The following is a 14,400-nucleotide window of genomic DNA, read 5'->3' on the forward strand; positions in this document are numbered from 1 at the left end:
GACGCGATACCGTGTCCCATCGTGACGGACTACAGCGACGATCTACGGCTCGCCCACGTCATGGCGGACGCGGCCGACGATCTCACCATGCGCCGCTTCAAGGCGGTCGATCTGAGGGTCGAGACCAAACCCGACCTGACGCCGGTGAGCGACGCCGACCGCGCGGTGGAGGAGGCGATCCGCGGCACGCTGCGCCGGGCCCGCCCGCGTGACGCGGTGGTCGGCGAGGAGTTCGGCACCACCGGGTACGGCGCGCGGTCGTGGATCGTCGATCCCATCGACGGCACGAAGAACTACGTGCGCGGGGTTCCGGTGTGGGCGACGCTGATCGCGCTGCTGGACCGGGATCAGGTGGTCGTCGGCCTGGTGTCGGCCCCGGCGCTGGGCCGCCGCTGGTGGGCGGCCAGGGGCGGCGGCGCGTGGACCGGCCGCGGGCTGACCAAGGCCAGCCGCTGCCGGGTGTCGTCGGTGGCCCGGCTGGCCGACGCCTCGCTGTCCTATTCCGATCTTGAGGAATGGGAGAAGGCCGGGCGCCTGTCGGCGTTCATCGAACTGACCCGTTCCTGCTGGCGCACCCGCGCCTACGGCGATTTCTGGTCGCATGTGCTGGTGGCCGAGGGCGCGGTGGACGTGTCGGCCGAGCCCGAGCTGTCGCCATGGGACATGGCGGCACTGACGGTGATCGTGGAGGAGGCCGGCGGCATCTGGACGGATCTGTCCGGTGTGCCGGGCCTGGACGGCGGCAGCCTGGTGTGCTCGAACGGCCCGCTGCACGGAGACGTGCTGAAGCGGCTCGGCGGCGGGCCGCTCACCCTGCCCGTTTAGCCGGCACGACCCGCCCAGCACGACCCAGCCGTCACAGCGCGAGGGTGCGGGCGGCGGCGTCGAGCAGGCTGCCACGGTACGCCTCGCCGAACAGGCAGACGTGTACCAGCAGCGGGTGGAGCTGGTGCAGTGGCACCCGGTCGCGCCAGCCGTCGGCCAGCGGGGCCTCCTCGTCGTAGGCGGCCAGGATCGTGGCCAGGTGCGGCGCGCCGAACAGCGCGAGCATGGCGAGGTCGGTCTCGCGGTGCCCGCCGTGCGCCGCCGGGTCGATCAACATGGCCCGCTCGCCCGTCCACAGCACGTTTCCGCCCCACAGGTCGCCGTGGATGCGGGCGGGGGGCTCGGCCGGGCCCGCGAGCCGCGGCAGCCGCTCGGCCACCTGCTCGATCAGCCCGGCATCGCCCGCGGAGAGCTGCCCCGCGTCGCGCGCCCGGCGCACGAACGGCAGCAGCCGCCGGGTGGCGTAGAACTCCGGCCAATCGGCCACCGGCTCGTTGTCCATCGGCAGCTCGGCGATGAAACCGGGCCAGGACGCGCCGAACCCGGCGGCCCCGGCCGCGTGCGTACGGGCGAGTTCCCGGCCGAGCCGCGCGGCGGCCTCCGCCGTGGCGTCGCCCGGCTCGACCCACGCCAGCACCAGCCGTTCGTCACCGGCCTCGATCACCTCGGGCACGGCGATCGCGCCGGGCTCGGCCAGCCAGGCGAGCCCGGCCGCCTCGGAGGTGAACAGATGGGGAACGCCACCTGACGCGAGGGCCGACTTCACGAAGACGGCGCGGCCGTCGGGAAGCTCGCCTCGGCTCAGCTTCCAGGCGTGTGAGGAGCCCAGCTCCCGCACGATCTTCACCGGAGGGTCGCCGCGAGGTGCTTGGCCAGCCCTTCGGACGCGGCGCGGACCATGTCCAGCACCTGGACGAACCCCTCGTCGCCGCCGTAGTAGGGGTCGGGGACCTCGGCGTTCTCCGGCGCGGTGGGGTCGAACGAGCGGAACAGGCGTACCTCGGCGCCGGCCGGGGCCAGGGCGCGCAGGGCCCGGAGGTTGGTCGCGTCCATGGCCAGTACCAGGTCCGCGTGGCCGAACCAGGCCGCCTGGAACCGCCTGGCCCGATGCGCGGAGCCGTCATAACCGTGCGCGGCGAGGGTCCGCCCGGCCCGCTCGTCGATGGGGCCGCCCTCGTGCCAGCCGTCGGTCCCGGCACTGTCCACGGTGACCAGCCGGTCAAGCCCGTGTTCCGCCAGGGTACGGCGGAGCACGATCTCCGCCATCGGGGACCGGCAGATATTGCCCATGCAGACCAGACAGACGTGGTAGCTCATGGCCTCCAGCATGCCAGCCGCAGGTGACGGCCCGGTCTTCCGCCCGCCGTACGTTGACCCGGCCCCGCCTGTGCTTCCCAAACTGACTCCTGCGCTTTACCAGGTTCAAGCCCTTTGACGGCATATTCACACGCCGCCGCACACCTCTTCCAACGTCGGTCACGGCTCGTTTCACTGTCGTTCACTTTGCGCCAGTTGGATCGGAGGTGCATCGAGAAGAGTTAACGACCAAAGGACGACTGACCGTGACAAGTGGACAGCGCCGCCTGAGCGCGGTGGCAGCATCGGCGGCCTTCATCGCTCTCGTCGCGGCCTGCAGCGGCGGCGGTGGGAATAACGAGGCGTCCGCCAGCCCCGGCAGCACGGGGGGCGGCGAGCAGCAGGCCGGGCAGCAGCTCAGCGGCGACATCAAGTCCGACGGCTCGAGCACCGTCGGGCCGCTGACCACCGCCGCATCCGAGTTCTTCGCCGAGGAGCAGCCCAAGGTACGGGTGTCCGTGGGCACCTCCGGCACCGGCGGCGGCTTCGAGAAGTTCTGCAACGGTGAGACCGACATCTCCAACGCCTCGCGCCCGATCAAGGACGAGGAGAAGGCGATCTGCGACTCCAAGGGCGTCGCGTTCACCGAGCTGACCGTCGCCACCGACGCGCTGACCGTCGTGGTGAACAAGGAGAACGACTGGGCCAAGTGCCTGACCACCGACCAGCTCAAGAAGATCTGGGAGCCGGCCGCCCAGGGCAAGGTGAAGACCTGGAAGGACGTCGACGCCAAGTTCCCGGCGGAGCCGCTGGCGCTGGCCGGTCCGGGCACCGACTCCGGCACCTTCGACTACTTCACCGACGAGATCAACGGTGAGGAGGGTGCGAGCCGCAAGGACTACAGCGCGTCGGAGAACGACAACGACGTCGTCCAGGCGGTGTCCGGCGCCAAGGGCGGGCTCGGCTACTTCGGGTTCACCTACTTCGAGGAGAACGCCGACAAGCTCAACGCGGTCCAGGTCGACTCGGGCAAGGGTTGCGTGACCCCCAGCGTGGAGACGTCCCAGGACGGCAGCTACACCCCGCTGGCCCGCCCGCTGTTCGTCTACGTCAAGAACGAGTCGGCCAAGCGCCCCGAGGTGAAGGCGTTCATCGACTTCTACTCCGCCAACATCGGCAAGATCGCGACGGACGCGAAGTACATCCCGCTCAACGCCGAGCAGGAGGGCAAGCTCAAGACGGCCGTCCAGTCGCTGTCCGGTAGCTGACCCATCATGGCCTCAACCAGCAAGGCGACCGTCCCGGGAGGACCCTCCCTGGGGCGGTCGCGCCCGCGCTACGGCGAGCTGATCATCAAGGTGATCCTGGTACTCGCCGCCGCCGTCTCCGTGGCGACCACGATCGGGATCGTGGCGGCGCTGCTGGAGCCGACCATCGAGTTCTTCGGCACGGTCAGCGTGGTGGAGTTCTTCACCTCGATCGAGTGGGGCCCGCTGTTCAACCCGCCCAGCTTCGGGGTGCTGCCCATCGTGGTGGCGACCCTGCTGGTCACGATCATCGCGATGATCGTCGCCATCCCGCTCGGCCTGGCCGCCGCGATCTACCTGTCGGAGTACGCGAAGCCGCGCGTCCGCAAGATCGTCAAGCCCGTCCTGGAGGTGCTGGCGGGCATCCCCACGGTGGTCTTCGGCTTCTTCGCGCTCACCTTCGTCACGCCGCTGCTGCGCGACTTCCTGCCGTTCACCCTCGACTACCGCAACGCGCTGAGCGGCGGCCTGGTGGTCGGCGTGATGATCATCCCGACGGTCGCCTCGCTGGCCGAGGACGCGATGTCGGCGGTGCCCAACTCGCTGCGCGAGGGGGCCTACGCGCTGGCGTCCTCACGGATGATCGTGTCGCTGCGGGTCGTGCTGCCCGCCGCGCTGTCCGGGATCATCGCGGCGATCATCCTGGCGTTCTCCCGGGCAATCGGCGAAACGATGATCGTGGTGATCGCCACCGGCGGCCGGTCGATCTTCACCCTCAACCCGGCCAAGGAGATGGACACCATGGCCTCGTTCATCGCCCGCGCGGGCTCGGGTGACGTACCGGTCGGGTCCATCGAGTACAAGACCATCTTCGCGGTGGGCGCGCTGCTGTTCGTCATGACGTTCCTGATGAACTACGTCAGCGCCAAGGTCGTGCGCCGTTACCGGGAGGCCTACGAATGACCGTCCTCACCTCCATCGGCAAGGCCGCGAGCCCCGGCCCGCGGCAGCTCGCCGGGCGGCGCCGTCCGGTACGCGAAACGGCGTTCCTGATCGCGCTGCAGCTCAGCCTGGTCATCGCGATCGCGTTCCTGGCGGTCCTGCTCGCGTACGTGGTCAGCAAGGGCTGGGCCAGGCTGGACCCCCGGCTGTGGGAGAACATGCCCTCCATCCGGCGTCCGGAGAACGCCGGAGCCCAGTCGGCGATCGTCGGCACCATCTACCTGATGGGGCTCACCGCCCTGTTCGTCATCCCCACGGGCGTGCTGGCGGCGATCTACCTGGAGGAGTACGCCGACCGCGACAAGTGGTACAACCGGCTGCTGGAACTCAACATCCAGAACCTCGCCGGCATCCCCTCGATCGTCTACGGCATCCTCGGGCTCGGCATCATCGCCCGGGTCATCGGCCTCGGCTTCGGGCTGATCACCGGGGCGCTCACGCTGGCCCTGCTGGTGCTGCCGGTGGTGATCATCTCCGCCCGGGAGGCGATCCGCGCGGTACCGCCGTCGATCAGGGAGGGATCGCTCGCGCTGGGCGCGACCCAGTGGCAGACGATCTACCGGCAGGTGCTGCCCTCCTCCATCCCCGGCATCGCGACCGGCTCGATCCTGGCCCTGTCCCGGGCCATCGGCGAGGCCGCTCCGCTGGTCATGCTGGGCGCGGCGACGTTCGTGGCGTTCAACCCCGAGTCGCTCACCGACGGCTTCACCGCCCTGCCGCTACAGATCTACAACTGGATCGGCCAGTCCCGGCCGGAGTTCGGGGTGCTGGCCTCGTCCGCCATCGTGGTCCTGCTCGCTCTGTTGCTGGTGATGAACTCGGTGGCCATTCTGCTCCGCAACCGCTACCAGAAGCGCTGGTGAGAAGGAATGTCTGAGATAGGAACCTCCATCCCGAACGTGACGGTCCGAGGCCCCGAGGTCCCCCGCAACATCCAAGCCCTCGACCCCGTCTTCAACGTTTCCGGCCTCAGCGTCTTCTACGGCGACTACGAGGCGGTGCGCGGCGTCGACATGGTCATCGGCAACCGCGAGATCACCGCCATGATCGGCCCGTCCGGCTGCGGCAAGAGCACCGTGCTGCGCTGCTTCAACCGGATGAACGACCTCATCCCCGGGGCTCGCGCGGCCGGCAAGATCACCTACCACGGCGAGGACCTGTACGGCGACCACGTCGACCCCATCGAGGTCCGCCGCCGCATCGGCATGGTGTTCCAGAAGCCCAATCCGTTCCCCAAGTCGATTTACGACAACATCGCCTACGGCCCCCGGGTCAACGGCAAGAAAAAGGGGATGGACGGCATCGTGGAGGAGGCGCTGACCAAGGCGGCGCTGTGGGACGAGGTCAAGGACAAGCTCAAGCAGAACGCGCTGTCCCTGTCCGGCGGCCAGCAGCAACGCCTGTGCATCGCCCGCGCCATCGCGGTCAGGCCCGAGGTGATCCTGATGGACGAGCCGTGCTCCGCGCTCGACCCCATCGCGACCACCAAGATCGAAGACCTGATGCAGGAGCTGTCGCGCGACTACACGATCGTGATCGTCACGCACAACATGCAGCAGGCCGCCCGGGTCTCTGACCGCACCGCATTCTTCACCGCCGAGGTGGACGACTCAGGAGTACGGCACGGACGCCTCGTCGAGTACGACGAAACCAGTCGCATCTTCACCAACCCGAGCGACAAGCGCACCGAGGACTACATCACCGGACGCTTCGGCTAGCTCGGCCGACCAATTGGAGGACCCGGGTGATCCAGCCGCAGACGGCACCCGAGGTGGACGGGGACACCCGGACGGCGCCCATGCTGCTGGTGGCCGATCCGGACTCGGCGCTGATCCGGGAACTTGCGTCGGCACTGGAACGCGAAGGCGTCGAGGTGGCCGGGGCTCCGGACGGCGCGCAGGCGCTGATCCAGGCGGGTGCGCTCCGGCCCGACGTGGTCCTGGTCAGCGCGACGTTGACGGTCATCGGGGCGGTGGACTTCGTCCGGGCGGTGCGCCGCTCGCGTACCGTCCCGGTGCTGCTCGGTGTGGGCGAGGGACACGCCGAGCAGGCCGTGCAAGCACTGGCGGCGGGGGCCACGGCGTGCGTGGCCCGGCCGTACCGGGTGCCCGAACTGCTGCCGATGGTGCAGGCCGCGTTCAGCGGTGGCGACTCGGGGGGTCGCCGGCTGCTGACGGTGGGCAGCGTGGCGCTCGACGTACACGCCTATCAGGTACGCGTCTCGGGCAAGGTGGTGCACCTGCCGCTGCGCGAGTTCGAGCTGCTGCACTACCTGATGCGCAACGCCGATCGCACGGTGACCCGTGAGCAGATCATGCGGCACGTCTGGAACTCCGCGGACAGCACGTCCACCAACACGATCGCGGTCCACGTCAAGCGCCTCCGCGCCCGCCTGGGCGACCACGAGGACCGCCTGATCCAGACCGTCCGCGGAGTCGGCTACCGCCTGGTCACACCCCAGCCCCCCGAGTAGTGACCGCGCCGCCGGAGGTGGCCGCCGGCCGGGCCCGCAAGGCGCCGACGCGGCCACCCGATCTCGCGCTGCCTCAGTCGCGGCACTCCACCGCGCACGGACGACGGGTGACGGCGTCACGGACGGCCTGGCGTGCCTGTGGCACGGTCCCGGCGAGGTACGCCCTGCCGCCGGTGGCGGCGGCGATCCGGGTGAGTTCGGCCCGGTCGGCGGCCGGGCCGAAGCCGACCGCGGCGACGGCCACCGGCCGCTTGGGATCGAACTCCTCCTCCAGCGCGGCGACCAGCCCGTCCAGGCCGAGCGAGCCGCTGTCGGCACCGCCGTCGGTGATCAGCACCACCAGGCCGGGCTCTGCCGCCGACGCGTGCGAGGCCGCCGCGCGATAGGCGGCCAGCACCGACTCGCGCAGCCGGGCCCGCCCGCCGACGTCGATGGCCAGATCGCCGGACGCCGCGCGGATCTTCGCGGACCTGCCCGTGACCGGGCCGATCTCCAGGACCTCCCGGTAGGGACGCGCGCCGTCCAGCCCGTCGGCGAACCGCCAGATGCCCGCGGAACTGCCCTCCGGCAGCGCGCCGATCCCCTCCCTGACCAGCCGCCCGGCCAGCGCGGCGCGCGAGCCCGACGTACCGGGCACCCGCCTGCGCATCGACCAGGACGTGTCCACCAGCATCAGCGCGCGCACCGGGGCGGTCACCTCGCCGATCGCGTCGAGCGCGCGAACGGCCCTGGCCACCGGCAGCGGCGCGAGCCTGGGCGGCTCCTGCGCGCGCAGGCCGCGCTCCTCGTCAACGCCCGTCCCGGCCCGCCCGTCGCCGTCGCGGAACCCGGCCTGCCGTACGGCCCGCCTGCCCTCCGCCGACGTCGCCGTGTCCTGGAAGACCAGCGCGGTGGCCCGCCTGGTGCGGTCCTCGGTGAGCACCAGGAACGGGTGGTCCAGGCTGACCGCGCCCTCCTCCGGATAGATCCCGGCCGCCGGGACCTCCGGATCGGCCGCGTTGTGCGTGAAGAGCCGCTGCTCGGTGGTGACCGCCGCGACGTCGGCGTCGCCGCCGAGCACGTCGAGCGCGGCGGCCGGGTCGGGCACGATCGCGGCGCGCAGCGCGGAGAGGTCCTTGCCGAGGTCACCGAGCCCGAGTACGGCCTGGCCCGCGGCCCACCGCCGGGGGTCGGGAACCCGGAAGGACAGCCGCCCGGCCCGGCCGCCCGCCGACATCATGTCCCAGGTCGGACGGCCCGCGGCGGCGGCGAGCCGGCCGGCCCGCGCCTGCCGTACGGCGAGGATCACCGGCGTACGCGCGACCGACGGACCGCGTGCCTCGCCGATCCGCGTGGGCGCGCCGCCGGCGGCGGCCAGACCGGCCCAGCCCGACGACTCGGGCACCCACACGTCGGGCCCCGGCTCGCCCGCGGCCAGCGCGGCGGCGACGTCGAACGACCGGCCCGCCCGCACCGACACCTGCGCGCAGCCGGTCCGGTCGGCGTCGCGCTCGGCGAGCGCGCGCAGCACCGGGGCGATCTCCGGGGCGGCGGTGACCCGCACCCGGTCGGCGACGGCGCAGTCGGCCGGGCCCATCACCGCCCACACCCCGCCGGTCGCCAGCGTCAGCGCCATGACCACGACGGACGCGGCCACCGCGGCCCGCCCCCGGCCGCGCCGCGGCGCCTGGAACTCCTCGGGCGAGAGGATCGGCAGATCTTGAGGGGGCCGCGGCGGACGGACCTCACGGTCGTCCGGCGGCCACACCCGCACCTGGTCGGGCCACTGGGTGCGCGGGTCCGGGTGACGGCGGCGTGCCGGAGTCCGAGTAGAACGATGTCGCTTGACCAATTCCCGTACCTTGTGTCGCCGCGGATCGAACCCCGTTGCAGACCGGATCTTAGCGCTCCACCACGCCGCCCGAGGCTGGTCCGCGTACCTGGTGGCATAGCAGAATCGAATGGTCACCCCACGCGCACCAGAAGGACGAGCCCAGCGGCATGACGCGAATCCCACGGCTGGACACGGCCCGCCGGATCTTCACCTACACCGCCGACACCATCGGCGCGTTCTTCGGCATGCTGGTCGGCCTGCAGAAGCTCGCCACGCTGCTGATCATGTCGGGCGACGAGCTCGACGCCTCGCTGCGGTGGCGTTCGGTGGCCGCGGGGATCTGCCTGATCGCGGTCTACGTCGGCTTCTGGCGGATGAACCGGACGGTCTTCCACGAAGGGGCGCCCCGGCCGACCACCGACATCATCGTCACCGGGCTGCTTGCCGTGGCCGCCGTGGGCATGAACCCGTACGGGGGCGAACTCGCCGCCATCCTCTGGCTCATGGGGACCATCCTGCACATGCGGCTGAGGACGGCCATCGCCGCGGGGATCTTCATCGCCGTCGTCCCCCTCTGGTACGTGACGATCGTCTACAGCGGCGACGACACGAACGGGCTGACCTTCTGGGCCGTCAACCTACTGATCATGTTCGCCTGGGAGGGCGTGCTGTCCGGCCTGATGCTGATGCTGCGCTGGCTGTGGGGGGCGACACAGGAGCTCCAGGCGGGCCAGGAGGCCAGGGCCCAGCTCGCGGTCTCGGAGGAACGGCTGCGCTTCTCCCGCGACCTTCACGACCTGCTCGGGCACAGCCTGTCGGTGATCAGCCTGAAGAGCGAGCTGTCGGCCAAACTGGCCCTGAAAGACCCGGCCAAGGCCGCCGAGGAGATGCACGAGGTGCGCAGGCTGGCCAGGGACTCGCTGAAGGAGGTGCGCGCCGCCGTACGCGGCTACCGGGACATCGACCTGGACGCCGAGCTGGCCAGCGTGCGCGCCGTGCTCGAGGCGGCGGGCATCCGCTGCGCCGTGGACGCGCGGACCGCCGACCTGACCGCCGAGCGCCGCGCCCTGCTGGCCTGGGCGGTACGCGAGGGGGTCACTAACATTCTCAAGCACAGTACGGCGACACGCTGCTCGATCACGATTCGCGAGGGGGTGCTGGAAATCCGCAACAACGGCGTGACCGACTCGCCCGGCTCGACGGGCAGCGGCCTGCACGGGCTGTCCGAACGGATCTCCACCGAGGGTGGCTCGCTGTCCGCCGGCGCCACCGGCACCGGCGAATACCTGCTGCGGGCGGCGATGCCGGCATGATCCGCGTCCTGCTCGCCGACGACGAGCACCTGGTCCGTGGCGCGCTGGCCGCCCTGCTCGGCCTGGAGGAGGGCCTTGAGGTCGTGGCCCAGGTCGGCCGTGGCGACGAGGTGGTGCCCGCCGTCGAGCTACACCGGCCCGACGTCGTCGTACTGGACATCGAGATGCCGGGCATGGACGGCCTCACCGCGGCCGAACGCATCCGCGGGCAGTGCGCGATCGTGATCCTGACCAGCCTCGGCCGCCCCGGCTACCTGCGCCGGGCGATGGCCGTGGGCGTCAGCGGCTTCCTGGGCAAGGACGCCTCGGCCGAGGAGCTGGCCACCGCCATCCGCAAGGTGCACGCCGGCGGCCGGTACCTGGACGCCGAGCTGGCCGCCGCCGCGATGGCCGCCGGGGACAGCCCGCTCACCGCCCGCGAGCGGGACGCGCTGCGGCTGGCCGACCGGGGCGCCGGCGTCGGCCAGATCGCGGCCGAGCTGCACCTCACCGAGGGCACCGTGCGCAACTACCTGTCCAGCGCGATGACCAAGCTCAACGCCGGGAACCGGCTGGAGGCCATCCGCACCGCCCAGCGGATGGGCTGGCTGTAGCCCTCCCGCGGGCGGTCAGGCGTCGCGGCGGCGGAGCGCCACCACGGCGGCGGCCAGCAGTACGACCGTCCAGCCGGCCAGGATCACCGAGGCTCCGGCCGCCGACCGCGCCCACGACTCCGCACCCGGGTGGATCATGTTGGTGACCGCCGCGCCGGGGAAGAACGGGTAGATGTTCTCCCGCGGCCACTTCGGCAGCAGCATCGCCACGAACCCGGGCAGATAGATCCCCCCGATCATGATCGCGATCGTGCCCGCGGAGCTGCGCACCAGCGTGCCCACCGCCAGCGCGACCAGCGCGACCAACGGCAACAGCAGCGCGCCCCGGGCCACCGACCAGAACACCCCCGGATCGCCCAGGCTCGCCTGGAGATCCGCGGTCGCGAGCAGCGCCTGCCCCGCGAAGAACGACGCGAAGGCCGCGACCACCCCGGCCACCAGCCCGAACAGGCCCACGACCATGGCCTTGCCGCCGAGCAGCAGGCCCCGCCGGGGCACCGCGGTCAGCGTGCCGGCGATCTGCCTGCTGCCGTACTCCGAGGTGATCACCAGCGCGCCGAACACCACCAGCGCGACGATCGCGATGTCCAGCCCGCCGAGCGACAACGTCACCGGGTCGATCAGCGCCCGTTGCATCCGGGGGAGCTGGTCCCAGGCGGCCACCATCGCCGCGGACACCAGCACGCCGAGGCCGACCGCGCCGACCACTCCGACGATCAGCGTCCAGTACGTGGAGCGGACCGACCGCGCCTTGGTGACCTCCGAGGCGAAAACGCCGATCGCGGTCATCGGGTGCCCTCCCTGTCGTTGACGTTCGTGCTGCTGAACTCCACGTCCACCGCCGTCAGGTCCATGAAGGCGGTCTCCAGCGAGGCCCGCTGCGGGGCCAGCTCGTGTACCGGTACGCCCTCGCGGGCGGCCAGCTCGGCGATCCGCTCGATGGCCAGCGCGGTCACCCGCACCTCCCCCTCGGCCACGGCGACCTGCGCCCCCTCGGCGGTGAGCACGGCGGAGAGCCGGGCAGCTTCCGGGGTGCGGACCCGGACGTAGGCACGGGCGTTGTGCTCGATCAGGTCTTTGGTGGTGGTGTCGGCGACCAGCTCGCCGCGCCCGATCACGATCAGATGGTCCGCCAGGCCCTCCATCTCGCTCATGATGTGGCTGGACACCAGTACCGTGCGCCCCTGCGCGGCGAACCCACGCAGCAGGGTGCGCATCCACCTGATCCCCTCCGGGTCCAGGCCGTTGATGGGCTCGTCGAACATCAGCACCTTCGGGTCGCCGAGCAGCGCCGCCGCGATGCCCAGCCGCTGGCTCATGCCAAGCGAGAAGCCCTTGATCCGCTTTCCGGCCACCGAGGACAGCCCGGTCAGTTCCAGAACCTCACCGACCCGCCGGCGCGGAATGCCATTGCTCTGCGCGAGCGCCAGCAGGTGCGCTTTCGGGGTGCGGCCACCGTGTACGCCGCGCGCCTCCAGCATGGCCCCGACCTGCGTCAACGGGGCGGTAAGGCGCCCGTACGGCATGCCGTTGACGGTCGCGGTACCGCTCGTCGGGCGGTCCAAACCCAAGATCAAACGCATTGTGGTGGTCTTTCCCGCGCCGTTCGGCCCGAGAAATCCGGTGACGACGCCGGGGCGCACCTGAAATGTCAGCCCGTGTACCGCACGGGTCTTCCCGAAATGCTTGGTGAGGCCGGCAACCTCGATCATCCGTGTCCTCCAGAATGCCCCTGGGAAAGCTCGCCTTCGCTGCCACAAGGGTGTCTGAAACGGCGGAAGGCCGGATAGTAGCCCGAATCACCGACCGTTGATGACAGGCATCACATGAAACGATCGACATTTCTCATGTTCCGCCGATGATGTGCGCGACTGTCGGTTCCGCATTGTTCAGGAGACCCTTTTCCCATGCTTTTCCAACGGCCCGGAAAGACCCGATCGGCGTTCCTGGTGATGCATGTGGCGCTGCTGGTGGCGGCGATCATCATGGTGCTCACCGGCTGCGCCCCGGCCCGGCCCGCGCCCGCCGTCCCCGCGCCGGACGCCGGCAGCGCGCCGTCGGCCGGGCTCGCGCCGTACTACGCGCAACGCCCCGCCTGGAAGGACTGCGGGCAGGGCTTCCAGTGCGCGAAGGTACGGGTGCCGCTGGACTATGACGATCCGGACGGGCGGCAGATCACGCTCGCGGTCAACCGGCTGCCCGAACTGCCCGGCGGGGAGCGGATCGGCTCCCTGATCCTCAATCCGGGCGGCCCCGGCGGTTCCGGAGTGGACAGCGCCCGGAGCACCGGGCCGATCTTCGACCGGCAGGTGCGCAAGAGGTTCGACGTGGTGGGCTTCGACCCGCGCGGTGTGGGCGAATCGACCCCGGTACGCTGCCTGGACCCGGCGGACTTCGCCAGACGGCAGTCGCCCATCTCCGTCGGAGACGACGAGAAGAAGACGGTGGCGATGTGGCGCACGCTGGCCGGCGAATGCGGGCGAACGTCCGGGTGGCTGCTGCCGCACGTCGGGACGGACAACGTGGCGCGGGACATGGACGTACTGCGTGCCGTGCTCGGGGACCGGCGGCTGAACTACCTCGGCTGGTCCTATGGCACCGAACTGGGCGCGGCCTACGCCGACCTGTTCCCGGCGAAGGTCCGCGTCGCGGTGCTGGACAGCGCGGTGGACCCGGCGGCTGAGCCGATGGAACTGGCGGCGGCCCAGGCGAAGAGCCTGGAGGTCGCGCTACGCGCTTTCACCGAAGACTGCCTCAGCAGGGACGACTGTCCGTTCCGCTCCCGGACACCGGAACCGACCGCCCAGGAGATCGCCGCTCTGGTCGAGGCGGCCGAGGCCGCCCCGCTCAACGGCCGGGTCGATGGGGAGCTGGTACTGACCGGCATCGCCGCCGGCCTGTACGCCAAGCAGCTCTGGCCGGTGCTGCGCAAGGCGCTCGGCGCGGCGTTCCGTGAGAAGGACGGCGAACTGCTCGCCGAACTGGGCGAAGGGCTGATGGGCCGCCGCCCTGACGGGACGTGGAGCAACCAGATGGTGGCCGGGCTGGCCATCCGGTGCGCGGACTGGCCGCGTACCACGCGCCAGGCCGCCGAGGCGGCAGCACGGCAGACCCGGGACTTCCGCACCTTCGGCAGGGACCTGGGCCTGGCATGGGTACAGTGCCGGTCCTGGCCGGTACCGCCGCCGAAGGAACTCCGCCCGATCCCGCACGCCAAGGGCTCGGCCCCGATTCTCGTCATCGGCACCCTCCGCGACCCGGCGACGCCTTATAGCTGGTCGGTCGCACTGACGGGGCACCTGGACAACGCACGGCTACTCACGTACGACGGCGATGGGCACGGGGTCTATCTGCTGGCCGGCTCGAACTGCGTGGACGACGCCGTGGACCGGTACCTCATCCACGGGGAACTGCCCCGGGAGAACAGCCACTGTCCGGCGGTGTGAACGGGCACAAAAAAAGTGAGAGGTCCCTGGTCGAAACGCGTCCCCAAAAGGACACACCCCAACCAAAGACCTCTCACCCTATTCAAAAATTGTGCGGCAGCGACCTACTCTCCCACACCGTCCCCAGTGCAGTACCATCAGCGCAGGCAGGCTTAACTTCCGGGTTCGGAATGTAACCGGGTGTCTCCCCACCGCCATAACCACCGCAACCCTACGAAACCACCAACCCGACACAACCCACCGCCGAAACGACGAGCCATGACCCGGTTGCAGTCTCAGAATCACACAGTGAACGCGAGCACCACACACAGCACAAAAAGAAAGCGTGTTTGTTGTGGTCAAGTCCTCGGCCTATTAGTACCGGTCAGCTCCACGCCTCACAACGCTTCCAC

14 protein-coding genes and 1 rRNA gene are annotated in these 14,400 nt (G+C 70.6%); 9 read left to right on the forward strand and 6 right to left on the reverse strand.

All coding sequences use genetic code 11. The features are described 5' to 3' along the window. Positions 1–21 precede the first annotated feature (21 nt). Positions 22–825, forward strand: a complete 804-nt coding sequence (hisN, locus tag ACH34R_RS14820) for a histidinol-phosphatase (RefSeq protein ID WP_397561969.1) — start codon at positions 22–24, stop codon at positions 823–825. 31 nt (positions 826–856) lie between these two features. Here hisN and ACH34R_RS14825 read toward each other — a convergent pair whose 3' ends face one another. After that, positions 857–1,672 carry a fructosamine kinase family protein gene (locus ACH34R_RS14825; protein ID WP_397561970.1) on the reverse strand — a complete coding sequence of 272 codons (816 nt, stop codon included), beginning with the start codon at positions 1,670–1,672 and terminating at the stop codon, positions 857–859. Then, entirely contained in the window at positions 1,669–2,142 is a 474-nt protein-coding gene (locus ACH34R_RS14830; RefSeq protein WP_397561971.1) for a low molecular weight protein-tyrosine-phosphatase, read from the reverse strand. The genes ACH34R_RS14825 and ACH34R_RS14830 overlap by 4 nt, the downstream gene beginning before the upstream one ends. A gap of 245 nt (positions 2,143–2,387) precedes the next feature. On the opposite strand from ACH34R_RS14830, the gene ACH34R_RS14835 reads away from it, so the two are divergent. The 5 genes from ACH34R_RS14835 to ACH34R_RS14855 are packed head-to-tail and all read left to right on the forward strand — an operon-like array spanning position 2,388 to position 6,843. Beyond that, complete coding sequence (locus ACH34R_RS14835) at positions 2,388–3,389, forward strand: PstS family phosphate ABC transporter substrate-binding protein (RefSeq protein ID WP_397561972.1); 1,002 nt, start codon at positions 2,388–2,390, stop codon at positions 3,387–3,389. Between the two features lie 6 nt (positions 3,390–3,395). Beyond that, positions 3,396–4,331 (forward strand): phosphate ABC transporter permease subunit PstC, encoded by a 936-nt coding sequence (gene pstC, locus ACH34R_RS14840; protein ID WP_397561973.1) that lies wholly within the window; start codon positions 3,396–3,398, stop codon positions 4,329–4,331. Next, entirely contained in the window at positions 4,328–5,233 is a 906-nt protein-coding gene (gene pstA, locus ACH34R_RS14845; RefSeq protein ID WP_397561974.1) for a phosphate ABC transporter permease PstA, read from the forward strand. The genes pstC and pstA overlap by 4 nt, the downstream gene beginning before the upstream one ends. 6 nt (positions 5,234–5,239) lie before the next feature. After that, on the forward strand, positions 5,240–6,088 hold the full coding sequence (gene pstB, locus ACH34R_RS14850; RefSeq protein ID WP_397561975.1) for a phosphate ABC transporter ATP-binding protein PstB: 849 nt from the start codon (positions 5,240–5,242) through the stop codon (positions 6,086–6,088). 26 nt (positions 6,089–6,114) lie between these two features. Next, complete coding sequence (locus tag ACH34R_RS14855) at positions 6,115–6,843, forward strand: response regulator transcription factor (RefSeq protein ID WP_397561976.1); 729 nt, start codon at positions 6,115–6,117, stop codon at positions 6,841–6,843. 73 nt (positions 6,844–6,916) lie between these two features. Here the strand turns inward: ACH34R_RS14855 and ACH34R_RS14860 are convergent, their stop codons facing one another. Further along, complete coding sequence (locus ACH34R_RS14860; protein ID WP_397561977.1) at positions 6,917–8,674, reverse strand: substrate-binding and VWA domain-containing protein; 1,758 nt, start codon at positions 8,672–8,674, stop codon at positions 6,917–6,919. Between the two features lie 149 nt (positions 8,675–8,823). Here ACH34R_RS14860 and ACH34R_RS14865 point away from each other — a divergent pair, with 149 nt between their 5' ends. Both ACH34R_RS14865 and ACH34R_RS14870 read left to right on the forward strand, forming a co-directional pair. Beyond that, positions 8,824–9,969: a sensor histidine kinase gene (locus ACH34R_RS14865; RefSeq protein WP_397561978.1), complete on the forward strand. Its 1,146-nt coding sequence runs from the start codon at positions 8,824–8,826 to the stop codon at positions 9,967–9,969. Then, on the forward strand, positions 9,966–10,562 hold the full coding sequence (locus ACH34R_RS14870) for a DNA-binding response regulator (protein ID WP_397561979.1): 597 nt from the start codon (positions 9,966–9,968) through the stop codon (positions 10,560–10,562). The genes ACH34R_RS14865 and ACH34R_RS14870 overlap by 4 nt, the downstream gene beginning before the upstream one ends. Before the next feature lie 15 nt (positions 10,563–10,577). Here ACH34R_RS14870 and ACH34R_RS14875 read toward each other — a convergent pair whose 3' ends face one another. After that, positions 10,578–11,351, reverse strand: coding sequence for an ABC transporter permease (locus tag ACH34R_RS14875; protein ID WP_397561980.1), 774 nt, complete (start codon positions 11,349–11,351; stop codon positions 10,578–10,580). Beyond that, the gene (locus ACH34R_RS14880) at positions 11,348–12,274 is read right to left on the reverse strand and encodes an ABC transporter ATP-binding protein (protein ID WP_397561981.1); all 927 of its coding nucleotides are present in this window, start codon (positions 12,272–12,274) and stop codon (positions 11,348–11,350) included. The genes ACH34R_RS14875 and ACH34R_RS14880 overlap by 4 nt, the downstream gene beginning before the upstream one ends. Positions 12,275–12,469: 195 nt before the next feature. Here ACH34R_RS14880 and ACH34R_RS14885 point away from each other — a divergent pair, with 195 nt between their 5' ends. Further along, complete coding sequence (locus tag ACH34R_RS14885; protein ID WP_397561982.1) at positions 12,470–14,008, forward strand: alpha/beta hydrolase; 1,539 nt, start codon at positions 12,470–12,472, stop codon at positions 14,006–14,008. 91 nt (positions 14,009–14,099) lie between these two features. Here ACH34R_RS14885 and rrf read toward each other — a convergent pair. Then, positions 14,100–14,216: ribosomal RNA gene (rrf, locus tag ACH34R_RS14890) — 5S ribosomal RNA — on the reverse strand. Positions 14,217–14,400 lie beyond the last annotated feature (184 nt).

Origin of the sequence: Spongiactinospora sp. 9N601 (assembly GCF_044326295.1) — a bacterium.
Lineage (GTDB): Bacteria > Actinomycetota > Actinomycetes > Streptosporangiales > Streptosporangiaceae > Spongiactinospora > Spongiactinospora gelatinilytica.